This is a genomic window from Glutamicibacter soli (assembly GCF_052322135.1).
Classification (GTDB): domain Bacteria; phylum Actinomycetota; class Actinomycetes; order Actinomycetales; family Micrococcaceae; genus Glutamicibacter; species Glutamicibacter soli.
In genome coordinates, this window is sequence record NZ_CM125969.1 from 1,359,470 (window position 1) to 1,383,330 (window position 23,861).

The following is a 23,861-nucleotide window of genomic DNA, read 5'->3' on the forward strand; positions in this document are numbered from 1 at the left end:
GAACCTTCATGAAGCGCTTTACGGCTTTGAAATTCGCGGCCATCGCCGCCACCGGCGCCCTGGCCCTGACCGCCTGCGGCAGCAACGATTCCGGCAGCAACGACGCAGCCAAGACCGACGAGCCGGTCAAGATCGGCATCGCCCAGTACGTGTCCCACCCGTCGCTGGACGCCGTGGCCAGTGGCTTCAAGAAGGGCATGGAGAACGCCGGCTACACCGGCGACAAGATCTCCTACGACGAAAACAACGCGCAGGGCGACCAGGCCACCAACACCTCCATGGTCGGCAAGCTCGCCTCGGACAGCGACATCGACCTGGTCCTGGCCATCGCCACCCCGACCGCCCAGGCCGCCGCCCAGGCGATCACCAGCGTCCCGGTGGTCTTCTCCGCCGTCACCGATCCGGTGGACGCCAAGCTGGTCGCCTCCAACGAGGCGCCGGGCGCCAACGTCACCGGCACCTCGGACAAGAACCCGGTCAAGGAGCAGCTGGAGCTGCTCAAGGAACTGGCGCCTGAAGCCAAGAACGTCGGCATCGTCTACTCCTCGGGCGAAGCGAACTCTGCAGTCCAGGTCCAGTGGGCCAAGGACGCCGCCGCCGAGCTGGGCCTGACCATCAAGGAATCCGCGATCTCCGCCCCGAGCGAGGTCCAGCAGGCGGCCAGCTCGCTGGACGTCGACGCGTTCTACGTGCCGACCGACAATGCAGTGGTTTCCGCCCTGGAAGGCCTGCTGCAGACCGCCCAGTCCAAGAAGGTTCCGGTCATCTCCGCCGACGGCGAGTCCGTCAAGCGCGGCGCGACCGCCACCTACGGCATCAACTACGAGAAGCTGGGCGAGCAGACCGCCGCCATGGCCGTGAAGATCCTCAAGGGCGAGGCCAAGCCGGCCGAGATGCCGGTTGAGACCATCTCCCAGGTCGAGCTGTACCTGAACGAGGAAGCTGCCAAGAAGGTCGGCATCGAGTTCTCCGACGACATGAAGTCGAAGGCCGTGCAGACCTACTAAGGCTCGCCGGACCAAACCTGCGGCACGAAGGCGGGGCGCGCACCATGCCGCCCCGCCTTCGTCGCGACTACCCACAAATTTTGACAACTCAAGGATCCGAACATGATCACCGCAGTTGAACTCGGGCTGATTTACGCCATCATGGCGCTCGGGGTGTACCTGACCTTCCGCATTCTGGACTTTCCCGACCTCACCGTCGACGGCAGCTTCACCACCGGCGCCGCCGTGGCGGCTGTCAGCATCGTCAACGGGGTCAATCCCTGGCTGGCCACCCTGCTGGCATTCCTCGCCGGCATGGCCGCAGGCGCCGTCACCGGCCTGCTGCATACCAAGGGCAAGATCGACGGCCTGCTGGCCGGTATTCTCACGATGATCGCGCTGTACTCGATCAACCTGCGCATCATGGGCAAGGCGAATACGCCGCTGCTAGGCGAGGAAACGCTCATCAGCCCGATGCGCGCCGCCGGCATCCTCGGCTCCTGGACCTCCATCGGCATCTTCTTCCTGGTCAGCCTCGTGCTGGTCGCGGCCGTGGTCTGGTTCCTGCACACGGAGATGGGCATGGCCATGCGCGCCACCGGCGACAACCAGGAAATGATCCGCTCCTTCGGCGTGAGCACCGACAACCAGAAGATCCTGGGCCTGGCGCTGTCCAACGGACTGGTCGGCGCCTCCGGCGCGGTGGTGGCCCAGTACCAGGGCTTCGCCGACGTCGGCATGGGCATCGGCGTGATCCTGATCGGCCTGGCCTCGGTCATCGTCGGCCAGGCGATCCTCACCCAGCGCTACATCTGGCTGGCGGCCCTGGCCGTCGTCATCGGCGCGGTGCTCTACCGCCTGGTCATCCAGCTGGCCCTGGTCGCCGGCCTGGAGGTCAATGACATGAAGCTGATTTCCGCCGTGCTGGTCGTCATCGCCCTGCTGCTGCCGAAGTGGAAGGGCTTCCAGAAGATCGTGAAGTCCTTCAAGCGCACTCCGGCGCCCGTCACCGACTCCAAGGAAGAGGTTCGCACCAATGCTTGAGATCAAGAACCTGTCCCGCACGTTCTTCCCCGGCACGGTGAATGAACGCAAGGCGCTGCGCAACATCAACCTGACCCTGGGCAATGGCGAATTCGTCACCGTGATCGGCTCCAACGGCGCCGGCAAGTCCACGGTGCTGAACATGGTGGCCGGCAAGCTGCAGCCGGACGCCGGAACGGTGGCGATCGACGGGAAGAACGTCACCAAGTTGGCCGACTTCCGCCGCGCCAAATACATCGGCCGCGTGTTCCAGGATCCGATGGCCGGCACCGCGCCGACCATGTCGATCGAGGAGAACATGGCCCTGGCCTACGCCCGCGGACGCTTCCGCGGACTGGGCGCCGGGGTCGGGGCCAAGCGCCGCGAGCTGTTCGTCGAAGAGCTGAAGTCCCTGGAGCTCGGGCTGGAGAACCGCCTGAAGACCAAGGTCGGCCTGCTCTCCGGCGGCCAGCGCCAGGCGCTGAGCCTGCTCATGGCCACGTTCTCCGAGCCCAAGATCCTGCTGCTCGACGAGCACACCGCCGCGCTGGACCCGCAGCGCGCCGCGCTGGTGTCGCGCCTGACCAACCAGATCGTCGAACGCCACCAGCTGACCACGTTGATGGTCACGCACAACATGGAGCAGGCGCTGCAACTGGGCACGCGACTGATCATGATGCACGACGGGCAGATCATCCTGGACCTGGATTCCGAGCAGAAGCAGCAGATGACCGTCAAGGACCTGCTGGGCGAGTTCGAGAAGATCAAGGGCGCCCAGCTCGATGACCGCACCATGCTGCAGTAGCAGCCCGCGTCGCTGAACTGGCAACGGCCCCGCCGGATGGGAATACTCCTCGCCGGCGGGGCCGTCGCCGTCCCCGCCACCGGGCGGCGTCCGGGTGGACGCAGAAAAACCGCAGGTCCCGGCGTAAACCAGGACCTGCGGTGAGGTGGTGCCCCTGAAAGGAATCGAACCTTCGGCCTTCTGCTCCGGAGGCAGACGCTCTATCCACTGAGCTACAGAGGCGTGTTGCCGGGCAACGAAAAAATACTATCAGGTCGCAAGGCCAAACGTGGAATCCGCGCCAACGGCGGTTTGCGCGGCGAATGCCTACATGATCACAGCCTGCGGCGTCATGAATGCCCGTGGGGAGCGCGAAAAACCGGTAGTCTTGATGGGTGACTCCTGAAGAACTCTCCGCAGCAATATCCGCATGCCTCACCCAGGCCGTAGCAGCCGGCGAAATCTCCGTCGACATCCCCGACGTCGTGCGCGTGGAGCGACCCAAGAGCCGTGAACACGGCGACTGGGCGACCAACATCGCGCTCCAGCTGGGCAAGAAGGCCGGCATGGCCCCGCGCGACTTCGCGCAGCTGCTGGCCAACCGCCTGGCCGAGGTACCGGGAGTCGGCGCCGTGGACATCGCAGGCCCCGGCTTCCTGAACATCACCCTGGACGCCGCCGCCGCCGGCGAGCTGGCCCGCACCATCGTCGAGGCCGGCAAGGCCTACGGCACCAACGACTCCCTGGCCGGCCATGTGGTCAACATGGAGTTCGTCTCCGCGAACCCGACCGGCCCGCTGCACATCGGCCACACCCGCTGGGCCGCGCTGGGCGATGCGATCGCCCGCGTGCTGCGCGCCTCCGGCGCGGATGTCACCAGCGAGTACTACATCAACGACGCCGGCAACCAGATGAACGTGTTCGCCCGTTCGGTCTACAACCGCATGCACGGCCTGCCGGTGCCCGAGGGCGGCTACCCGGGCGAGTACATCAAGGAACTGGCAGACATCGTCGAGGCCGAAGCCCCCGAGCTGAAGGGCCTGGACGAGGAGACCGCGCTGCCGCAGATCCGCGAGCTGGCCTACAAGGCGCAGATGGCAGACATCAAGAAGACCCTGGCGGACTTCGGCGTCAGCTTCGACGTGTTCTTCTCCGAGACCTCCTTGCACGAGGGCGGGGCCGTGGCCGACGCCGTGGCGCGCCTGCGCGAACAGGGCCACATCTTCGATCAGGAGGGCGCCGTCTGGCTGCGCACCACCGACTTCGGCGACGACAAGAACCGCGTGCTGATCCGCGCGAACGGCGAGCCGACCTACTTCGCGGCCGACGCCGCCTACTACCTGTCCAAGAAGGACCGCGGCTTCACCGAGAAGATCTACCTGCTCGGTGCCGACCACCACGGCTACGTCAACCGCCTGAAGGCCATCGCCGCCTGCGCGGGCGACGACAAGGAAAAGAACATCGAGGTGCTGATCGGCCAGCTGATCAGCGTCAACGGCGCGAAGCTGTCCAAGCGCGCGGGCAACATCATCGAGCTGCGCGATTTGATCGACTGGCTGGGCGCCGACGCGCTGCGCTACTCGCTGGGCCGTTTCCCTGCCGATTCGCCGATCGCGCTGGACCCTGAGCAGCTGAAGAAGAACACCAACGACAACCCGGTGTTCTACGTGCAGTACGCCCACGCGCGCTCCGCCGCCGCGGCCCGCAACGCCGCGGAGAAGAACGTGACCCGCGAGTCCTTCGACGCCAGCGAGCTGACCGACCCCACCGAGAACGAGCTGCTGGCAGTGCTCGGCCAGTTCCCGTCGGTGGTTGCCGGCGCCGCCGAGTTCCGCGAACCGCACCGCATCGCCCGCTACCTGGAGCAGGTCGCCGGCGCCTACCACTCGTGGTACGCCGCCACCCGCATCACCCCGATCGGCGAGGACACCAACGTGCTGCCGGTGCATTCCGCGCGCCTGTGGCTGAACGACGCAACCACCACCGTCCTGGCCAACGGCCTGGAACTGCTGGGCGTTTCCGCCCCGGAGAGGATGTAATACCCTATGGCCGCATCGCCGCTGGCTCCAGCTTGGCTGAACTTCCCGAACGACGTAAACACGCTGCGCGAGATCGAATGGGCCACCGGTGTGGCCCGCGGCGCCGATGGCCAGCTGGCCGTGCAGGGCATCCCCGTCGCGCAGCTGGCGCAGGAATTCGGCACCCCGCTGTTCGTGCTCGACGAGAACGATTTCCGCGCCCGCGCCGCCGGCTTCAAGTCCGCGTTCGACGCGGCCTTCAAGGACCTGTGCGGCGGGGTGGACGTCTACTACGCCGGCAAGGCGTTCTTGTGCACCGAGGTCGCCCGCTGGGTCACCGCCGAGGGGCTGCGTCTTGACACCTGCTCCGGCGGCGAGCTGGCAGTGGCCGCCGCGGCCGGCGTACCGGGGGAGAACCTCTCGCTGCACGGCAACAACAAGTCGGCCGCGGAAATCACCCGCGCCATCGAAACCGGCGTGGGCCGCATCGTGGTGGACTCGCTGGACGAGTTGGAACGCGTCATCCGCATCGCCGATGCGCTGGGCCAGCGCGCGAACGTGATGCTGCGCATCACCCCCGGCGTGCACGCCTCCACCCACGAGGCCATTGCCACCGCCCACGAGGACCAGAAGTTCGGCCTGTCCATCCTGGCCAACGACTCGGGCACCTCCCCGGCGCTGGACGCCGTGGCCCGCGCCCTGGATGCGGACAACGTGAACCTGCTGGGACTGCACGCGCACATCGGCTCGCAGATCTTCGAGGCCGAGGGCTTCGCCATGGCCGCACGCACCATGCTCGGCATCCTGGCGCAGATCCGCCAGCTCCACGGCGTCGAACTGGGCGAACTGGACCTCGGCGGCGGCTACGGCATCGCCTACACTTTGCAGGACCATCCCTCCACCCCGGTGAAGCTGGCCGCGCAGATGGCGCAGGTCGTCTCCGCGACGTGCGCCGAGCTGGACCTGGCCTGCCCGCGCATCTCCATCGAGCCGGGCCGCGCCATCGCCGGCCCGTCGACCTTCACCCTCTACGAGGCGGGCGTGCGCAAGGACGTCCAGGTCGAGGACGCCTCCGGCACGCTGCATCCGCGCCGCTACCTGTCGGTGGACGGCGGCATGAGCGACAACCCGCGCCCGGTGCTCTACGACGCCCAGTACACCGCGGTGCTGGCCAGCCGTGTGACGCGCAGCGACGTAATTATTTCTCGCGTAGTTGGGAAACACTGCGAGTCAGGTGACATAGTCGTGAAGGACGTTTACCTGCCCGAGGACGTTGCCGCCGGCGATCTGCTGGCCGTGCCGGCCACCGGAGCCTACTGCTGGGCCCTGTCGAGCAACTACAACTACCTCACCCGCCCCGCGGTGGTAGCCGTACGCGACGGCCGAGCCCGTCTGATCGTGCGCAGGGAAACGGAAGCTGATTTGTTGGCCCGCGACATGGGAGTTTAATTGACCGCTGAAAAGAGCCTGAAGGTCGCCCTGCTGGGCTGCGGCACGGTCGGCGCGCAGGTCGCGCGGATCCTGCTTGAGGACGCGGCGGCGCTGGCCGACCGCAGCGGCGCGGCGCTGGAGCTGACCGGCATCGCCGTGCGCAACACCGCCTCCGAGCGCGACGTGCAGCTGCCCGCGGAGCTGTTCACCACCGACGCGAATTCGCTGATCGACCAGGCCGACGTGGTCATCGAGCTGCTCGGCGGGCTGCACCCGGCCGGTGACTACATCGCCCGGGCGCTGAAGCGCGGGGCGAGCGTCATCACCGGCAACAAGGCGCTGATCGCCGCCCAGAGCGCGCAGCTGAACCAGCTGGCCGCCGAGCACGGCGCCCAGCTGCGCTACGAGGCGGCCGTGGCCGGGGCCATCCCGATCCTGCGCCCGATCGCCGATTCGCTGGCAGGCGATCACATCACCAAGGTGATGGGCATCGTCAACGGCACCACGAACTTCATCCTGGACGCCATGGACTCCACCGGCGCCGCGTTCGACGACGTGCTCGCCCAGGCCCAGGCGCTGGGCTACGCGGAAGCCGATCCGACCGCCGACGTGGGCGGGCACGACGCCGCCGCGAAGGCCGCGATCCTCGCCTCGCTGGCGTTCCACACCACCGTCTCCTCGGACCAGGTGCACACCGAAGGCATCACCGAGGTGAGCGCGCAGGACGTGGCCGCCGCCGCCGAGGCCGGCTACGTCATCAAGCTGCTGGCGATCGCGGAGCACGCCGAAGCCGGAGTCTCGGTGCGCGTCTACCCTTCGCTGATCAAGCGCAGCCACCCGCTGGCCAGTGTCCGCGGCGCGTTCAACGCGGTGTTCGTCGAGGCGGAAAACGCCGGGGACCTGATGTTCTACGGCGCCGGCGCGGGCGGCAACCCGACCGCCTCGGCAGTCATGGGCGACGTCGTCGCCGTGGCCCGCCAGCTGGCCGCCGGGGCCGGGCTGCCTAACGGCTCGGCCGACCAGCCGGTGAACCTGCTGGACTTCGAGCAGATCACCACCAGCTACTGGATCGGGCTGTCGGTCAAGGACCAGCCGGGCGTGCTCGCGAGCATCGCCGCGGTCTTCGGCGAGCACGGCGTCTCGATCGAGTCCATGAGCCAGCACAGCGATGCCGACGGCGAGGGCTCCGCGCTGCGCATCCTGACCCACCGGGGCGCCGAAGCGGCCCTGCGCACCACCGTCGACGCCGTCGCGGCGCTGGACGCGGTGCACTCTGTTACATCCGTTATGCGAGTTGAAGGAAACTAACGTGGCCCACCAGTGGCGCGGAGTCATCCGCGAATATGCCGACCGTCTGCCAGTAGACGAGAACACCAAGGTCATCACGCTCGGCGAAGGCGGCACCCCGCTCGTCTTCGCCCCCGCCCTGTCCCAGCTGACCGGCAGCGAGGTGTACCTGAAGGTCGAGGGCATGAACCCGACCGGCTCCTTCAAGGACCGCGGCATGACCATGGCGATGACCGCCGCGGTCGCCGCCGGCGCCAAGGCAGTGGTGTGCGCCTCCACCGGCAACACCTCCGCCTCCGCCGCAGCCTACGCCACCCAGGCCGGGCTGAAGTGCGCGGTGCTGGTGCCGGACGGAAAGATCTCCATGGGCAAGCTCTCCCAGGCGATCGCGCACGGCGCCGACATCATCCAGATCGACGGCAACTTCGACAACTGCCTTGAGGTCGCCCGCAAGCTGAGCGAGAACTATCCGGTGTTCCTGGTCAACTCCGTGAACCCGGCCCGCATCCAGGGCCAGAAGACCGGCGCCTTCGAGGTCGTCGACTTCCTGGGCGACGCCCCCGACTACCACGTGCTGCCGGTGGGCAACGCGGGCAACATTACCGCCTACTGGAAGGGCTACAAAGAGTACGCCTCCGAGTTCACCAACCAGGCCGGCGCCGTGCTCGCCGCGGTATCCACCAGGACCCCGATCATGTGGGGCTTCCAGGCCGCCGGCGCCGCACCGATCGTGCTGGGCCACCCGGTGACCGAGCCGGACACCATCGCCACCGCCATCCGCATCGGCAACCCCGCCTCCTGGGCCCAGGCCGAGGAAGCGCGCGACGAGTCCGGCGGCCTCATCGACTCGGTGACCGACGACGAGATCCTCGCCGCGCACCGCTGGCTCTCCTCCCGCGAGGGCGTTTTCGTGGAGCCGGGCTCCGCGGCAGGCGTCGCGGGCCTGATCAAGCACCACGCCGCAGGCAACGTGCCGTCGGGCAAGAAGATCGTGATCACCGTGACCGGCCACGGCCTGAAGGACCCGGACTGGGCCCTGAAGCAGGCCGACGGCTCGGCCGTCGCCCCCACCAAGGTCGGCTTCGACGTGGTGGAAGTCGCCACCGCACTGGGCCTGTCCTAGACGCCGCCCGCTGCCTGCCGGCCCGTCGCCGCCGCACCGGCACCCGGTGCGGCCGTGGCGGGCCGCTGCGCGTTCCGGCGCCCCTCCGCACTCATCACCCCTAGCTCACCACCTGAAGCTCACCACCTCGAAGGAACCCATGCAGCAGATCGCCCTGGGCCAGCACCTGGTCGTCGCCCCGCCCGCCACCACCGCCAACCTGGGCCCCGGGTTCGACTCGCTGGGCCTCGCGCTGGAATTCCGCGACCGGCTGGAGATCCGCACCGCGCCGCAGAGCACCGTGCAGATTAGCGGCGACGGGGCCGACAGCCTGCCGCGTGACGAATCCCACCTGATCATCCGCGAGATGCACCGCTACTGGGAGCAGCGCGGCTTCGCGCCGGTCGGCATCGAGCTGAAGGCGGCCAACAACATCCCGCACGCCCGCGGCATGGGCTCCTCCGCCGCCGCGATCGTCGCCGCCTACGCCGCGGCCGATGCGCTGCTGCCGGCCGCCGAGCGCGGGGGACTGGACGCAGTCTTCCAGGCCGCCGCGGCCTGGGAAGGCCACCCGGACAACGTCGCCCCGGCGGTCTACGGCGGGCTGAGCATTTCCGCGACCAATGCCGACGGGACCTTCAGCTGCGCCCTGGTCCCGGTGCACACGCAGGTCCGCGCGGTGCTGGCGATCCCGTCCAACGGCCTGTCCACCGAGGTGGCCCGCGGGGTGCTTCCCGCGCAGATCGCCCACGCAGATGCGGCGGCGAACACTGCCTCCGGCGCGCTACTGATCCACGCGCTGAGCAACGACCCGTCCCACCTGCTCGGCGGCACCGTCGACTACCTGCACCAGTCCTACCGGGCCGCTTCGATGCCCGAAAGCAGCGCGCTGATCGCGCTTTTGCGCGAGCACCAGCTGGCCGCGGTGGTCTCCGGGGCGGGCCCGACAGTGCTTGCGCTGGTGGCCGGCGACGCCCAGGAACGCCTGGCAGGGGAGCTCATCGAGCAGTTCTCCGCACAATCTTCGGTTTCCTGGCGTGCTGAATTTCCGCGCCTGGCCGCCAACGGTGTTACAGTAGAAGTGCTGTAGCACTCAAGGCAGACCGGATCATGCGGGCGCCAGCCCGATGATGAACCTTATGGCGAGTGTTGAAGCGGACGCGATCGGCGCACCGTGCCTGTCGCAGCCGTCCAGCCGTTCCGGATTTTTCCTGCAGCTCGCAGCACCCTTGATATCCCACATCCATGCACAGTCGTGCCGTCGAGATATCAGTTTTCAAACCCAGTTTCCCGCCATCACCGGTGATACCTGAGGGCGGGTCGGGTTTTCGGTGGAACAGCCTCTCATTCTGGGCTGCAACACCTCATATTTACGGCACAGTGGGACTGCCGCAGGCAGCCCATCCTACGAGTCAGAAGGAATTTTCGTGACCGAAACCACGAGCCTCAACGAAGGCGTGGACACCAAGACTTCCGAGACCAAGAGCTCCGGCCTGGCCTCCTTGAAGATGACCCAGCTGCAGCAGCTGGCGTCGCAGCTCGGCATCACCGGCGGATCGCGCATGCGCAAGGCCGACCTGGTCGCCGCCATCAGCTCCCACCAGCGCGGCGGCTCGATCGCCGCCAAGGACGCGGAAGCTGCCAAGGCCGCCGAGCCGAAGGCTGACGCAGCCCAGGCGCCAGCCGCCAAGGAAGCGCCGGCCAAGACCACCCGTACCCGTCGCGCACCGAAGGCCGCCGCAGAGGCCCCGAAGGCCGACGCAGCCCCCGCCCAGGAAGCAGCTGAGGCCCCGCAGGCCGCAGAGCCGAAGGCTGAAAAGCCGGCCCGCGCCCGCCGCACCTCGCGCCGCGTGACCGACTCCGGCAAGATCACCGCCAAGGACGACGCCGCCAAGGCAGCGACCACCGAGGCACCGGCCCAGGCCGAAGCCGCAGTGGACGCGCCGGCCGAGGAAGCCGCCGCACCGGCCAAGGAACGCGCACCGCGCCAGCGCCGCAACACCCGCGCCGCTAAGGCAGAGCAGGCATCCGAGGCTCCGGCACAGGATGCCGACGCCCCGGCCGCCGAGGCCAAGACCGCTCCGGCCGAAGCCGATGCCGCGGAGAACGCCGAGGCGGAGAAGTCCGGCGAGCAGCGCGAAGAGCGCCGCGAGCGCGGCAACCGCCGTGAGCGTGGCAACCGCCGTGAGCGCAACAACGACCGCAACGACCGTGGCAACGACCGAAATGACCGCGGCGGCGACCGCAACGAGTCTTCCGAGCAGGACGCGTCCGAGCAGTCGGAGGAGCGCCGCGATCGCAACCAGGAGCGCAACGAGCGCAATGAGCGCAACGCCAACCGGCGTGAGCGCAACAACGACCGCAGCGAGCGCGGCAACCGCCGCGATCGCAATGACCGCAACCAGGATCGCAACGACCGGAACAACCGCAACCGCCGCGGCCGCCGCGAGGACGACGAGCCGCAGCTGAGCGAGGACGACGTGCTGCTGCCGATCGCCGGCATCCTGGACGTGCTGGAGAACTACGCATTCGTCCGCACCGCCGGCTACCTGCCCGGCCCGAACGACGTCTACGTCACCCTGGGCCAGGTCAAGAAGTACAACCTGCGCAAGGGCGACGCCATCGTCGGCGCCATTCGCGCACCGCGCGAGGGCGAGACCCCGAACCCGCGCCAGAAGTTCAACGCCCTGGTGCAGCTGACTTCGGTGAACGGCAAGAAGCCGGAGGACAACCGCGAGCGCGTCGAATTCAACAAGCTGGTGCCGCTGTACCCGACCGAGCGCCTGCGCCTGGAGACCGATCCGAAGCTGGTCGGCCCGCGCGTCATCGACCTGGTCGCACCGATCGGCAAGGGCCAGCGCGGCCTGATCGTCTCGCCTCCGAAGGCCGGCAAGACCCTGATCCTGCAGTCCATCGCGAACGCGATCACCACCAACAACCCAGAGGTGCACCTGATGATGGTGCTGGTGGACGAGCGTCCCGAAGAAGTCACCGACATGCAGCGCACCGTCAAGGGCGAGGTCATCGCCTCGACCTTCGACCGCCCGGCCGACGACCACACCACCGTGGCCGAGCTGGCCATCGAGCGCGCCAAGCGCCTGGTGGAAATGGGCATGGACGTCGTCGTGCTGCTTGACTCGATGACCCGCCTGGGCCGCGCCTACAACCTGGCCGCCCCGGCTTCGGGCCGCATCCTGTCCGGCGGTGTGGACTCCGCGGCGCTGTACCCGCCCAAGCGCTTCTTCGGCGCCGCCCGCAACATCGAGAACGGCGGCTCGCTGACCATCCTGGCCACCGCCCTGGTGGAGACCGGATCCAAGATGGACGAGGTCATCTTCGAGGAGTTCAAGGGCACCGGCAACATGGAGCTGCGCCTGTCGCGCCAGCTGGCCGAGAAGCGCATCTTCCCGGCGGTCGACGTCAACGCGTCCTCCACCCGCCGCGAAGAGCAGCTGATGAGCGCCGAAGAGGTGCGCATCATGTGGCGCCTGCGCCGCATGCTCTCGGGCATCGATCCGCAGCAGGCGCTGGAGGTTCTCACCGGCAAGATCCGCGAGACCCAGTCCAACGCAGAATTCCTGATGCTGGTGAACAAGACCACACCGGACAAGCACTAGCGTTCAAAAACCCATGGCGTCCAGCCGGCCGGCACCTGTCCGGCCGGCTGGACGCCATCGGCGCGTCACATACCATGGCGCTTAAGACATAGAATTTAACCCGGCCCTTCGTGGCCGCTGGCCAGAGCCGCGCAGAACAAAGGAAGAGCAGCCCCATGTTTGAATCCGTCAAGTCGCTACTTGAGGAGCACGCCGAGATTCAGGCGAAGCTCTCCGACCCGTCCGTCTACGCCGACCAGTCAGTGGCCCGCAAGCTCGGCCGCCGCTCCGCGCAGCTGAACGGCATCGTCGAGGCCTACAACAAGTGGAACAGCGCCACCGAGGACCTGGAAGCCGCCAAGGAAATGGCCGACGAAGATCCGGACTTCGCCGAAGAGGTCGAAACCCTCACCGCGCAGCTGCCCGAACTGGAGGAGAAGCTGCGCCGCCTGCTGATCCCGCGCGACGAGAACGACGCGCGCGACGTGATCCTCGAGGTCAAGGGCGGCGAGGGCGGCGACGAGGCCGCCCTGTTCGCCGCGGACCTGCTGCGCATGTACACCCGCTACGCGGAGCACAAGGGCTGGAAGGTCGAGATGATCTCCTACAACGAGTCCGACCTCGGCGGCTACAAGGATGCCCAGGTCGCGATCAAGGGCAAGTCCAGCGACCCGGCAGAGGGCGTCTACGCCCACCTGAAGTTCGAGGGCGGCGTGCACCGCGTACAGCGCGTGCCGGTCACCGAATCCCAGGGCCGCATCCACACCTCGGCCGCCGGCGTGCTGGTGCTGCCAGAGGTCGACGAGCCCGAAGAGGTGGACATCCACGCCAACGACCTGAAGATCGACGTCTACCGCTCCTCGGGCCCCGGCGGCCAGTCGGTGAACACCACCGATTCCGCCGTGCGCATCACCCACCTGCCTACCGGCATCGTGGTCGCCATGCAGAACGAGAAGTCGCAGATCCAGAACCGCGAAGCCGCCATGCGCGTGCTGCGCTCGCGCCTGCTGGCCCACCAGCAGGAGATCATCGACGCAGAGAACTCCGCCGTGCGCGCCAGCCAGATCCGCACCATGGACCGCTCCGAGCGCATCCGCACCTACAACTACCCGGAAAACCGCATCGCGGACCACCGCACCGGGTACAAGGCCTACAACCTGGACGCGGTGATGGACGGCGACCTGGAGCCGGTCATCGAATCCTGCATCCAGATGGACGAGGAAGAGCGCCTGGCGGCGCTGGGCGAGTAGCAGGCGCCCGCGCACCCGTGGAGAATCCGCTATCCGTCCGCGAGCTGTCCGCCGTGCGCCGCGCCGCGCTGGGACAGCTCGCCGCAGCCGGCGTGCCCAGCCCCGCGGTCGACGCCGACCTGCTGGCCTGCCACGTGCTGGGCATCGGGCGCTCCCAGCTGAAGCTGCGCGAACTGCGCGGGGATTCCTTCTCCGAGCCGCAGTTCGCGCAGTACGCCGCGCTGCTCGAACGCCGTGCCGCGCGCATCCCGCTGCAGCATCTGACCGGCGAAGGCCACTTCCGCTACCTGACCCTGAAGGTCGGGCCCGGAGTGTTCTCGCCGCGCCCGGAAACCGAGACCGTGGTCCAGCTGGGCCTGGACTTCCTGGCCGAGCAAGGGCTTGCGGCCCCCCGCTGCGCTGACCTGTGCTCCGGTTCCGGGGCCATCGCCGCCGCGCTGGCCAGCGAGGTCCCGCAGGCCTCCGTGTGGGCCGTGGAGCTCTCCGAGGACGCCATCGGCTACACTCGGGCCAACTGCGAGCCGCTGGGCGTCACGGTGCTGCACCGCGACGCCTCCGCGCTGCCGGCGCCATTGCACGGCAGCATGGACCTGGTGATCTCCAACCCGCCCTACATCCCGCCCAATGCGGTGCCGCGCGAACCAGAGGTGCGCGACCACGACCCGCAGATGGCCCTCTACGGGCTGGGCGAGGACGGGCTGCAGATCCCGCGCGCCATCGCCGCCGAGGCGCTGCGCCTGCTGCGCCCCGGGGGACTGTTCGTCATGGAGCACGCCGAGGTGCAGCAGGATTCCGCCGCCCAGCTGCTGCGCGACGCTGGTTTCACGGCCGTCGCCGGGCACCCGGACCTGTCCGGGCGCCCGCGCTCGACCAGCGGCCGCGCGCCGCGCTGAACTACCCACCCACCACCCCACATGAAAGAATGATCCCGTGAGCACACGATTTTTGGTCAGCAACGAGCAGGAACACGCTGCAGGCATCGAGGCGGCGCGCACCGCGCTGTCGGCCCAGCGCTGCATCGTCCTGCCTACCGATACGGTCTACGGGATCGGCGCCGACGCGTTCAGCGCGCAGGGCGTGGCGATGCTGCTGGCGGCCAAGGGCCGCAGCCGCACCATGCCGCCGCCGGTGCTGATCGCCCAGGCCGCCACCATGGACGGGCTGGCCCGCGACATCCCTGACGAGGCCCGCAAGCTCGCCGAGGCCTTCTGGCCCGGGGGACTGACCCTGATCCTGCAGGCGCAGCCCTCGCTGACCTGGGATCTGGGGGAGACCCGCGGCACCGTGGCGCTGCGCGTCCCGAACGATGAAACCGCCCTGGAGTTGCTGGCCGCCACCGGTCCGCTGGCCGTCTCCTCCGCCAACCGCACCGGCAACCCGGCCGCCACCACCGCCGACGAGGCCGTGGCCCAGCTGGGCGATTCGGTGGACGTGTACCTGGACGGCGGCTCGCGTGCCGCACAGGACGACGCCGAGACCCTGCCCTCGACCATCGTGGACTGCACCGGCGCGCGGCTGCAGGTCGTGCGCTCCGGCGCCATCTCCATCGAGGAGCTGCGCGTGGTCGTCCCCGCCATTCTCGACTTGGGACAGGACGACTCCGGCCAGGGCGCATGAGAAGCTACGTCCTGCTGATCGCGTTCAGTTTCGCGGTCTCCTTCCTGCTTACCCCCATCGTCCGCTCGGTGGGCGAGAGGTTCACCGGCAACCAGAAGGTCCGTGCCCGCGACCAGCACGAGAAGCCGATCGTGAAGTTCGGCGGCGTGGCGATCATCGCCGCGTTCGCGCTCGGGCTCGGGCTGGCCAGCCAGCTCAGCTTCTTCCGCGGGGTCTTCGGGAACACCGAACCCATCACCGGCATCGTGCTGGCGCTGCTGGTGATCCTCATCCTAGGGCTCGCCGACGACATGTTCGATCTGCGCTGGTGGATCAAGGCCAGCGGCCAAGTCCTGGTGGGCGGGATCATCGCCGGGCACGGAATCGTGATCCAGTCGCTGCCCGTGGGTTCCTGGCAAATCGAGCACACCTGGATCCAGATCGCCATCACCATCTTCCTGATCGTGCTCACGATGAACGCGATCAACTTCTCCGACGGGCTCGACGGGCTGGCCGCCGGGCTCGCGGCCATCGGCGCGGCCACGTTCTTCGTCTACTCCTATGTGCTGGCCACGCACGTCAGCGCCGACGACTACGCCAACATGGGTGCGCTTTTGTGCTCCCTGCTGCTGGGCGCGTGCCTGGGGTTCCTGCCGCACAACTTCAACCCCGCGAACATCTTCATGGGGGAGAGCGGCGTGCTGGCCATCGGCATGATCCTCTCGGTGGCCACGATCGCGGTGACCGGTGACGTGCAGGGCTTGGAAGCCCAGCGCTTCCGCAACATCCCGGCCTACATGCCGATGTTGCTGCCGATGGTGATCGTCTTCCTACCAGTACTGGACCTTGTGCTCTCGGTGCTGCGCCGGCTGGCCAACAAACGCTCACCCTTTTCGCCGGACGCCAAGCACATCCACCACAAGATGCTCGCGCAGGGTCACTCGGTGCGCCGTGCGGTGATCCTGCTGTACCTGTGGGCCGGCTTCATCGCCGTATCGGTGGTCTCGATCGCGTTCATCCCCGTCGTTCTGATGGTTCCGATCGTCATCTTGCTGTTTATCGGTGTGGGACTTGCCACATGGAAACCACTGGTGGTCGACCGGTTGGGTGCGCTACGCAAGAAGTTGTCCAAGTAGCCAATTCGGGTATCATGCCGCCGCCTCCCACAAACTGTTTCTATCTCGTGTAGAATTCAATATGGATCTTCTCCCGGAACAGTTTTGTTTGCAGGGGGTTTTGAGTTTCATCAGCATCGATAGGTGCACCATGGATCATCGATTTAGACGAAGGAAGGATGCGGACTTGGCTTCTGGTTCTGCCCGCGTCAGTGCTTCGTCTGGATCGAAGTCCATCTGGTTGCCGATTCTGGGCCTGTCAATGGTGTACTCGATCATCGCGACCGCAGCCTTTTTCCTGATTTCTTGGCTGCTTGCCGATCTTGAGTACGCGTTATCCGGCGCTTTTGCCGCCGGTGTGGTTATTGGCTTTTTCGCTATTGGCATTCTGATCGCTGAAGCTGCAGGACGAATCCGCCGCTCGTGGGCCATGCCCGCGTTCTTGGCGACATTCGTCATCAAGGTGTTCGGCGTCGCCTTCGTTCTGTTGAGCCTGGGATTGCCCGCTTGGGTTGATCGTCAGGCTTTCGTACTCGCTGCAGCCGTATCCCTTGTTGCCTGGCAGGTCGGCGAGGTCCGAGCCTTCATGAAGGCTCGCCTTGCCATCTATAACGAGGAATAGGGCTAAGAGCTCTGACGCTTATGTCAGAGAGATGCTGTGAGTTTGATAAGCTTACTAACGGGTCATTTTCGGCCGTGCGCTTAATTGCCTGCGGACGAATCGGAAACATCCTCGGGGAAACCCGGGGTCGCACTTATCAGAGTTGATGCTACCGGCGACAGCTGTGAGAAGTACCCGTTTGATCTTTTCTTCACACGGTGAAAGGCAGTTACCGCCAGTCACCGCCTTTTGCCCGTGACCGTTACTGCAGAGAGGACAGCGCGTTGTTCGCGTTTGCGCTCCCAATGGCCTCAGAAGAAGGCGGATTTGTCCCGCCAACCGTATCCGATACCCACCTCCCGGAGATTTTCCCGTGGATGGCTGAGTACGGTACGGGTTTCGGCAAGCAGATGCTCATGATCGTCCTGTCGATCGTGCTTATCTCTTGGTTCTTCACCGCAGCTATCAAGAACCCTAAATTGGTTCCAGGCAAGATGCAGTACCTCGCTGAGTCCGGCTACGCCTTCGTGCGTAACGGCATCGGCCGCGACATCATCGGCGAAAAGAACTTCCGTCCTTGGATTCCGCTGCTGTTCGCGACGTTCTTCTTCGTCTTGCTGAATAACCTCTTCGGTGCCATCCCGTTCCTGCAGCTTCCATCGTTCTCACACGCTGGCTCTGCATACGCAATGGCAATCATCATCTACGGCACCTGGATTGCCGTAGGTCTGAAGAATCACGGTATTCGTTACTTCAAGCTGGCAGTTACTCCAGCGGGCGTGAGCCCGGTGATGCTGATCCTGCTGGTGCCTTTGGAAATCATTTCGAACTTTATCGTCCGCCCACTGACGCACTCGCTGCGTCTCATGGCAACGATGCTGGCAGGCCACATCATCGTGATGCTGGCAGCCTCAGGTGCACGCCACTTGATCGTCGTTCAGGAATCGCTGGCACTGAATGGTGTTGGTGTTCTGGTCATCGCCGGTTCGGTAGCTATGTACTTCCTCGAATTGTTGATCATGGTTCTGCAGGCGTTCGTGTTTACGCTGCTGACCGCGATCTACATCCAAGGCGCGCTTGAAGCCGACGCCCACTAAGGCCATTTCTTCTTTACTCAAACCCAATAGTTCTTCCTTGATTGATTCAAGGAAAACCTCACAACCTACCGGCAAGAAGCACGGTATCTTGAAAGGAATAATCGCATGAGCGGCTCCCTGAATATGATCGGTTACGGTCTGGCAGCAATTGGTTCGGCTATCGGCGTTGGTCTGATCTTCGCTGCTTACATCAACGGCGTTGCACGTCAGCCAGAAGCACAGCGCATCCTGCAGCCAATCGCTATGCTCGGCTTCGCACTTGCTGAAGCACTGGCCATCCTGGGCCTGGTTTTCGCCTTCGTTATCAAGTAAGTCTTTCCCGGCTGTAGTGGCCTCGCCACTATCGCGAGGCGTACACACAAGTGGAAACTAATAGATAAGGAATGGTGAGTATGAATAGCACTGACTTCATCCTCGCTGCGGGCGAATCGGTCAATCCGCTGATGCCAAATCCGTGGGAAATTCTCGTCACGGGTGTTGGTTTCGCGGTCCTTCTGTTCATCGTCATCAAGGTGATTGCTCCGAAGTTCGAGCAGTCCTACGAAGATCGCGTCACCGCGATCGAAGGTGGCCTGGAGAAGGCCGAGGCAGCACAGAAGGAAGCAGAGGAGACCTTGGCACAGTACAAGGCCCAGCTTCTGGAAGCTCGCACCGAGGCTAACCGCATCCGCGAGGAAGCTCGCAGCGAAGGTGCTCAGATCCTCGAGGATCTGAAGACCAAGGCAACCGACGAGGCTACTCGCATCAGCGAGCAGGCTCAGCGTCAGATCTCGGCCGAGCGCACCGCCGCTCTGTCGTCGCTTCGCACCGACGTGGGCGCTTTGGCCACCGAACTTGCAAGCAAGATTGTTGACGAAGCTCTGAAGGACGATGCCCGTGCCCAGCGCGTGGTTGATCAGTTCCTGAACGATTTGGAAGCTCAGCAGAACGCAGGTGCATCGAACTAATGGCAAGTGTATCGAGCGAGTCATTGGCAAAGGCTTTGGAGTTCCTGGAACCCAAGTTGGCACTGGCATCTTTGGAGCTGCCGAAGGAACTGTTCGCGGTCCTGGAAGTACTGGATGCAAATGCCGGTCTTCGCCGAGCATTGACTGATCCGGCCCGTGAAGCTGCCGAGAAGGCAAGCCTGTTGGCACAGCTGCTGCGCGGAAAGGTTTCGGCTGACGCCGAGTCCACCGTCGCCCAGCTGGCTTCCACTCGCTGGAGCTCGGAACGCGACATTAGCGATGCGCTCGAAACGCTGGCTGTCACTGCGGTGACCGCAGTGGCCGAGCAGCAGGACGGCGCTTCGGGGCTGGCCAAGCTGGAGCAGGATCTGTTCTCCTTCATCGAGGTAGTTCGTTCTAACCACGAACTGCAGCGTGCGTTGGATGATGCGCAGGCCCCAGCCGAGGCAAAGAGCGCTCTGGCGCTCAAACTCGTGCCCAACGCGTCGCGGACCGCGCAGGTGTTGATCTCCCAGGCAATTTCGGCCCCTCGCGGGCTGAAGCCCATTGCTCTGATTGAGCGTTTCGTTGAGCTTGTGGCCAAGCGCCAGCAGCGTTGGATCGCCTCGGTGACCAGCACTGTGAAGCTTTCCGAAGCTCAGCTTGAGCGCCTGGAGACCAGCTTGAACAAGGTTTACGGTCGCCAGCTGAAGCTCAACGTCACTACCGATCCGTCGCTGATCGGCGGCCTGGTAGTCAAGGTGGGCGACGAAGTTGTCGACGCTTCCGTGGCATCTCGTGTGGCCGAGTTGCGCCGCGCCCTGGCCGGCTAGAACTTTTGCCAGGGGCTGTGCCCCTGGCAAAAGTTCCGGCTCGCCGGGACCAACACAGACTTCATTCACATCGATCCACCAATGATTTTGGGTGGATCACAATTTAGGAGAGCAGGGACTGCAGATGGCCGATTTGACCATCAATGCCGACGACGTCCGTAATGCCCTAAACGAGTTCGCATCTTCCTACGAACCGGGTAAGGCAGAGCGCACCGAGGTGGGACGCGTTGTCGCAGCAAGCGACGGCATCGCCAAGGTGGAAGGTCTTCCTTCCGTCATGGCCAACGAGCTGCTGAAGTTCGAAGACGGCACCCTGGGCCTGGCCCAGAACCTCGACACCCGTGAAATCGGCGTCGTGGTGCTCGGTGACTTCACCGGCATCGAAGAGGGCCAGAAGGTCGAGCGCACTGGCGAGATTCTCTCGGTTCCAGTAGGCGACGGCTTCATGGGCCGCGTGGTTGACCCGCTGGGTGAGCCACTGGACAACCTGGGCCCGATCGAGTCCGAGGGCCGCCGTGCACTGGAACTCCAGGCACCAGGCGTGACCGAGCGTAAGTCGGTTCACGAACCGCTGCAGACCGGCATCAAGGCCATCGACGCCATGATCCCGATCGGCCGTGGCCAGCGTCAGCTGATCATTGGCGACCGCCAGACCGGCAAGACCGCTATCGCCGTCGACGCCATTCTGAACCAGCGCGCCAACTGGGCCACCGGCGACCAGACCAAGCAGGTTCGCTGCATCTACGTTGCAGTGGGCCAGAAGGCTTCGACCATCGCAGCCGTGCGCCAGACCCTCGAAGAGCAGGGCGCCCTGGAGTACACCACGATCGTGGCCTCCCCGGCATCCGACCCTGCCGGCTTCAAGTACCTGGCACCATACGCAGGCTCGGCCATCGGCCAGCACTGGATGTACGGTGGCAAGCACGTTCTGATCGTGTTCGATGACCTGTCGAAGCAGGCTGAAGCCTACCGCGCCGTGTCGCTGCTGCTGCGCCGTCCGCCAGGACGCGAAGCTTACCCGGGCGACGTCTTCTACCTGCACTCCCGTCTGCTTGAGCGTTGCGCCAAGGTTTCGGACGAGCTGGGCGCAGGTTCGATGACCGGTCTGCCGATCATCGAAACCAAGGCGAACGACGTCTCGGCCTTCATCCCGACCAACGTCATCTCGATCACCGACGGCCAGATCTTCCTGCAGTCGGACCTGTTCAACGCCAACCAGCGCCCAGCTGTCGACGTGGGTGTTTCGGTTTCCCGCGTGGGTGGCGCCGCACAGGTCAAGGCCATGAAGAAGGTCTCCGGTACCCTGAAGCTGGAACTGGCTCAGTACCGCGACATGCAGGCTTTCGCCATGTTCGCTTCGGACCTGGATGCCGCTTCCAAGCAGCAGCTGGCCCGTGGTGCACGTCTGATGGAACTGCTGAAGCAGGGCCAGTACCAGCCGTACGCCGTCGAGGATCAGGTTGTCTCCGTGTGGGCCGGCACCAACGGCTACCTGGACGATGTTCCAGTGGAAGACGTGCTGCGCTTCGAGCGCGAGTTCATCGACTACCTGCGACACCGCACCGAGGTTCTGACCGTTCTGGCTCAGACCGGCAAGCTGGAAGACGAGACCGTCGACGCCATGAAGGCGGCCATTGCTGACTTCAAGGCCGGCTTCTTCGGCCAGGGCGACGACCAGCTGGTCGCCGCAGGTCACGAAGAGCACGACGCTCTGGATGCCGAGTCCGTCGACCAGGAACAGATCGTCAAGCAGAAGCGCTGACAATTTCCTTGACGTTTAGGGGTACGGCGCCGGCGACGGCGCCGCACCCCAAACGTTGGGAATAAGGAAAGGACACACATGGGAGCCCAGATTCGGGTCTACCGCCAGAAGATTGCCTCGACCTCGTCGATGCGCAAGATCTTCAAGGCGATGGAACTGATCGCTGCATCCCGCATCGGCAAGGCACGTAGCCGTGTTTCGGCTTCGCTGCCGTACGCCAATGCGATCACCCGTGCAGTTACCGCCGTCGCGTCCCAGGCCGATGTTGAACACCCGCTGACCACGGAACCGGCGAATGTTCGCCGTGCCGCGGTGCTGGTGATGACTTCGGACCGCGGACTCGCCGGGTCCTACTCCGCCAGCGTTCTGAAGCAGGCAGAGCACCTCGTGGAACTCCTGCGTGGAGATGGCAAGGAAGTCAAGACCTACTTGGTCGGCCGCAAGGCCCAGGCTTACTTCGATTTCCGTTCGCGCGAGTACGCCCGAGTGTGGACCGGGAACACCGATTCCCCGCAATTTGAAACCGCACGCGAGCTGCGCGAAATCCTCCTTGAGGACTTCGCTAACGATTACGAGCAGGGTGGCGTGGACGAGATCCACGTTGTTTACACCCAGTTCAAGTCGATGGTCACGCAGGAACCGACGGTTATCCGTCTGTTGCCGTTGGAGGTTGTCGAGGGTGAAACCGAGACTCCTACCGACGAGCTGTTGCCACTGTACGAATTCGAGCCGTCGCCGGAGGAAGTGCTGGACGCACTGCTGCCGCGTTACATCGATTCGCGTCTGTTCAACGCCCAGCTGCAGGCCGCAGCCTCCGAGCTCGCTGCACGTCAGCGCGCGATGAAGGCCGCAGGCGACAACGCCGGCGAGTTGATCAAGAAGTACACGCGACTGCGTAACAACGCCCGTCAGGCTGAAATCACCCAGGAGCTTTCGGAAATCGTCGCCGGCGCAGACGCGCTGAACGACTAGCCGAAACCTCCTACCAGACAAGAAGTGAGAAAGATGACTGCCCAACTCAACGAGCAGGTTACCGCAGGGGCCACCGGTCGTATTGCCCGCGTGATTGGCCCGGTCGTGGACGTCGAGTTCCCTGCCGATGCACTGCCTGCAATCTACAACGCACTCACCGCTGAGCTGACCCTCAACGGTGTAACCAAGACCATCACCTTCGAAACCAGCCAGCACCTCGGTGACGGCCTGGTTCGCGCAGTATCGCTGCAGGCCACCGACGGCCTGGTCCGCGGTGCAGCCGTGAAGGACACCGGCGCTTCGATCTCCGTCCCGGTTGGCGACGGCGTCAAGGGCCACATCTTCAACGTGCTGGGCGACGCCCTGGACGTTGACAACTCGGAGATCCAGGTCACCGAGCGCTGGCCAATCCACCGCCAGGCACCGAAGTTCTCCGATCTTGAGGGCTCGACCGAGATGCTGGAAACCGGCATCAAGTCGATCGACCTTCTGACCCCCTACATCAAGGGTGGCAAGATCGGTCTGTTCGGTGGCGCAGGCGTGGGTAAGACCGTGCTGATCCAGGAAATGATCACCCGTGTTGCACGTAACTTCGGTGGTACTTCGGTATTCGCCGGCGTAGGCGAGCGCACCCGTGAAGGCAACGACCTCTGGGTCGAAATGGACGAGGCCAACGTTCTGAAGGACACCGCCTTGGTGTTCGGCCAGATGGATGAGCCACCAGGAACCCGCCTGCGCGTGGCACTGTCCGCTCTGACCATGGCGGAGTACTTCCGCGATGTGCAGAACCAGGACGTGCTGCTGTTCATCGACAACATCTTCCGCTTCACCCAGGCCGGTTCCGAGGTGTCGACCCTGCTGGGCCGCATGCCTTCCGCCGTGGGTTACCAGCCGAACCTTGCCGATGAAATGGGCCTGCTGCAGGAACGCATCACCTCGACGAAGGGCCGCTCGATCACCTCGATGCAGGCAGTCTACGTCCCGGCCGATGACTACACCGACCCGGCTCCGGCGGCAACCTTCGCCCACTTGGATGCAACCACCGAGCTGTCGCGTGAAATCGCGTCGCGCGGTCTGTACCCGGCAATCGATCCGCTGACCTCGACCTCGCGAATCCTGGATCCGCAGTACATCGGTCAGGCTCACTATGATACGGCCATCCGCGTGAAGGCCATCCTGCAGAAGAACAAGGAACTGCAGGACATCATCGCGATCCTCGGCATCGACGAACTGGGCGAAGAGGACAAGGTCGTCGTGGCACGTGCACGTCGTATCCAGCAGTTCCTGTCGCAGAACACCTACACCGCAAAGCAGTTCACCGGTGTGGAGGGTTCGACCGTTTCCATCAAGGACACCATCGAGGGCTTCACCGCCATCTGCGATGGCGACCTGGACCACATCGCAGAGCAGGCGTTCTTCAACGTCGGTGGTTTGGACGACGTCGAGCGCCAGTGGGCTGAGATCCAGAAGGCCAGCAAGTAA

The 23,861-nt window shown here is 65.2% G+C and carries 21 protein-coding genes and 1 tRNA gene; 21 read left to right on the forward strand and 1 reads right to left on the reverse strand.

Features of this window, described 5'->3' with window-relative positions; all coding sequences use genetic code 11:
• Positions 1-8 precede the first annotated feature (8 nt).
• The 3 genes from ACTX90_RS06470 (at position 9) to ACTX90_RS06480 (ending at position 2,814) form a co-directional block, all read left to right on the forward strand.
• Positions 9-1,007 (forward strand): ABC transporter substrate-binding protein, encoded by a 999-nt coding sequence (locus ACTX90_RS06470; RefSeq protein WP_053797783.1) that lies wholly within the window; start codon positions 9-11, stop codon positions 1,005-1,007.
• Between the two features lie 102 nt (positions 1,008-1,109).
• Positions 1,110-2,030, forward strand: a complete 921-nt coding sequence (locus ACTX90_RS06475; RefSeq protein WP_053797784.1) for an ABC transporter permease — start codon at positions 1,110-1,112, stop codon at positions 2,028-2,030.
• Positions 2,023-2,814, forward strand: coding sequence for an ABC transporter ATP-binding protein (locus tag ACTX90_RS06480; protein WP_161449476.1), 792 nt, complete (start codon positions 2,023-2,025; stop codon positions 2,812-2,814). Before ACTX90_RS06475 ends, ACTX90_RS06480 begins: the two co-directional genes overlap by 8 nt.
• A 146-nt stretch (positions 2,815-2,960) precedes the next feature.
• Here the strand turns inward: ACTX90_RS06480 and ACTX90_RS06485 are convergent.
• Positions 2,961-3,036: transfer RNA gene (locus ACTX90_RS06485), tRNA-Arg, on the reverse strand.
• Between the two features lie 152 nt (positions 3,037-3,188).
• On the opposite strand from ACTX90_RS06485, the gene argS reads away from it, so the two are divergent.
• From argS to atpD, 18 genes are all read left to right on the forward strand, one after another.
• On the forward strand, positions 3,189-4,832 hold the full coding sequence (gene argS, locus ACTX90_RS06490; protein ID WP_047118736.1) for an arginine--tRNA ligase: 1,644 nt from the start codon (positions 3,189-3,191) through the stop codon (positions 4,830-4,832).
• A gap of 6 nt (positions 4,833-4,838) precedes the next feature.
• A complete protein-coding gene (lysA, locus tag ACTX90_RS06495; RefSeq protein WP_443443537.1) occupies positions 4,839-6,260 on the forward strand; it encodes a diaminopimelate decarboxylase in 1,422 nt (473 codons plus the stop codon).
• On the forward strand, positions 6,261-7,550 hold the full coding sequence (locus ACTX90_RS06500) for a homoserine dehydrogenase (protein WP_443443539.1): 1,290 nt from the start codon (positions 6,261-6,263) through the stop codon (positions 7,548-7,550).
• A 1-nt stretch (position 7,551) separates the two neighbouring features.
• Positions 7,552-8,652, forward strand: a complete 1,101-nt coding sequence (gene thrC, locus ACTX90_RS06505; protein WP_443443541.1) for a threonine synthase — start codon at positions 7,552-7,554, stop codon at positions 8,650-8,652.
• 139 nt (positions 8,653-8,791) lie between these two features.
• Positions 8,792-9,721: a homoserine kinase gene (gene thrB, locus ACTX90_RS06510; protein WP_053797787.1), complete on the forward strand. Its 930-nt coding sequence runs from the start codon at positions 8,792-8,794 to the stop codon at positions 9,719-9,721.
• Between the two features lie 337 nt (positions 9,722-10,058).
• The gene (gene rho, locus ACTX90_RS06515; protein WP_443443543.1) at positions 10,059-12,248 is read left to right on the forward strand and encodes a transcription termination factor Rho; all 2,190 of its coding nucleotides are present in this window, start codon (positions 10,059-10,061) and stop codon (positions 12,246-12,248) included.
• A 155-nt stretch (positions 12,249-12,403) separates the two neighbouring features.
• Positions 12,404-13,477 carry a peptide chain release factor 1 gene (gene prfA, locus ACTX90_RS06520; RefSeq protein ID WP_047118742.1) on the forward strand — a complete coding sequence of 358 codons (1,074 nt, stop codon included), beginning with the start codon at positions 12,404-12,406 and terminating at the stop codon, positions 13,475-13,477.
• Between the two features lie 17 nt (positions 13,478-13,494).
• Positions 13,495-14,370 (forward strand): peptide chain release factor N(5)-glutamine methyltransferase, encoded by an 876-nt coding sequence (prmC, locus tag ACTX90_RS06525; protein ID WP_443443545.1) that lies wholly within the window; start codon positions 13,495-13,497, stop codon positions 14,368-14,370.
• Between the two features lie 37 nt (positions 14,371-14,407).
• A complete protein-coding gene (locus ACTX90_RS06530) occupies positions 14,408-15,094 on the forward strand; it encodes an L-threonylcarbamoyladenylate synthase (RefSeq protein ID WP_047118744.1) in 687 nt (228 codons plus the stop codon).
• Complete coding sequence (locus ACTX90_RS06535; protein WP_047118745.1) at positions 15,091-16,209, forward strand: MraY family glycosyltransferase; 1,119 nt, start codon at positions 15,091-15,093, stop codon at positions 16,207-16,209. The genes ACTX90_RS06530 and ACTX90_RS06535 overlap by 4 nt, the downstream gene beginning before the upstream one ends.
• Before the next feature lie 166 nt (positions 16,210-16,375).
• Positions 16,376-16,810, forward strand: coding sequence for a hypothetical protein (locus ACTX90_RS06540; protein ID WP_047120647.1), 435 nt, complete (start codon positions 16,376-16,378; stop codon positions 16,808-16,810).
• A 263-nt stretch (positions 16,811-17,073) separates the two neighbouring features.
• Complete coding sequence (atpB, locus tag ACTX90_RS06545) at positions 17,074-17,886, forward strand: F0F1 ATP synthase subunit A (protein ID WP_047118746.1); 813 nt, start codon at positions 17,074-17,076, stop codon at positions 17,884-17,886.
• Between the two features lie 105 nt (positions 17,887-17,991).
• A complete protein-coding gene (locus ACTX90_RS06550) occupies positions 17,992-18,198 on the forward strand; it encodes an ATP synthase subunit C-like protein (protein ID WP_022876338.1) in 207 nt (68 codons plus the stop codon).
• Between the two features lie 80 nt (positions 18,199-18,278).
• Complete coding sequence (locus tag ACTX90_RS06555) at positions 18,279-18,833, forward strand: F0F1 ATP synthase subunit B (RefSeq protein ID WP_047118747.1); 555 nt, start codon at positions 18,279-18,281, stop codon at positions 18,831-18,833.
• Positions 18,833-19,645, forward strand: a complete 813-nt coding sequence (locus ACTX90_RS06560; protein WP_047118748.1) for a F0F1 ATP synthase subunit delta — start codon at positions 18,833-18,835, stop codon at positions 19,643-19,645. The genes ACTX90_RS06555 and ACTX90_RS06560 overlap by 1 nt, the downstream gene beginning before the upstream one ends.
• 124 nt (positions 19,646-19,769) lie before the next feature.
• Positions 19,770-21,407, forward strand: a complete 1,638-nt coding sequence (atpA, locus tag ACTX90_RS06565) for a F0F1 ATP synthase subunit alpha (RefSeq protein ID WP_443443548.1) — start codon at positions 19,770-19,772, stop codon at positions 21,405-21,407.
• Between the two features lie 78 nt (positions 21,408-21,485).
• Positions 21,486-22,379 (forward strand): F0F1 ATP synthase subunit gamma, encoded by an 894-nt coding sequence (locus tag ACTX90_RS06570; protein WP_047118750.1) that lies wholly within the window; start codon positions 21,486-21,488, stop codon positions 22,377-22,379.
• A gap of 33 nt (positions 22,380-22,412) precedes the next feature.
• Positions 22,413-23,861: a F0F1 ATP synthase subunit beta gene (atpD, locus tag ACTX90_RS06575; RefSeq protein ID WP_047118751.1), complete on the forward strand. Its 1,449-nt coding sequence runs from the start codon at positions 22,413-22,415 to the stop codon at positions 23,859-23,861.

Excerpts from the sequence above, each read along its gene's own strand:
- ACTX90_RS06570 (WP_047118750.1), top strand. The coding sequence starts at position 21,486 with ATGGGAGCCCAGATTCGGGTCTACCGCCAGAAGATTGCCTCGACCTCG.
- atpA (WP_443443548.1), top strand. The coding sequence starts at position 19,770 with ATGGCCGATTTGACCATCAATGCCGACGACGTCCGTAATGCCCTAAAC.
- ACTX90_RS06475 (WP_053797784.1), top strand. The coding sequence starts at position 1,110 with ATGATCACCGCAGTTGAACTCGGGCTGATTTACGCCATCATGGCGCTC.
- thrB (WP_053797787.1), top strand. The coding sequence starts at position 8,792 with ATGCAGCAGATCGCCCTGGGCCAGCACCTGGTCGTCGCCCCGCCCGCC.
- ACTX90_RS06555 (WP_047118747.1), top strand. The coding sequence starts at position 18,279 with ATGAATAGCACTGACTTCATCCTCGCTGCGGGCGAATCGGTCAATCCG.
- lysA (WP_443443537.1), top strand. The coding sequence starts at position 4,839 with ATGGCCGCATCGCCGCTGGCTCCAGCTTGGCTGAACTTCCCGAACGAC.
- ACTX90_RS06470 (WP_053797783.1), top strand. The coding sequence starts at position 9 with ATGAAGCGCTTTACGGCTTTGAAATTCGCGGCCATCGCCGCCACCGGC.
- ACTX90_RS06560 (WP_047118748.1), top strand. The coding sequence starts at position 18,833 with ATGGCAAGTGTATCGAGCGAGTCATTGGCAAAGGCTTTGGAGTTCCTG.
- ACTX90_RS06535 (WP_047118745.1), top strand. The coding sequence starts at position 15,091 with ATGAGAAGCTACGTCCTGCTGATCGCGTTCAGTTTCGCGGTCTCCTTC.
- prfA (WP_047118742.1), top strand. The coding sequence starts at position 12,404 with ATGTTTGAATCCGTCAAGTCGCTACTTGAGGAGCACGCCGAGATTCAG.
- atpD (WP_047118751.1), top strand. The coding sequence starts at position 22,413 with ATGACTGCCCAACTCAACGAGCAGGTTACCGCAGGGGCCACCGGTCGT.
- ACTX90_RS06550 (WP_022876338.1), top strand. The coding sequence starts at position 17,992 with ATGAGCGGCTCCCTGAATATGATCGGTTACGGTCTGGCAGCAATTGGT.
- ACTX90_RS06480 (WP_161449476.1), top strand. The coding sequence starts at position 2,023 with ATGCTTGAGATCAAGAACCTGTCCCGCACGTTCTTCCCCGGCACGGTG.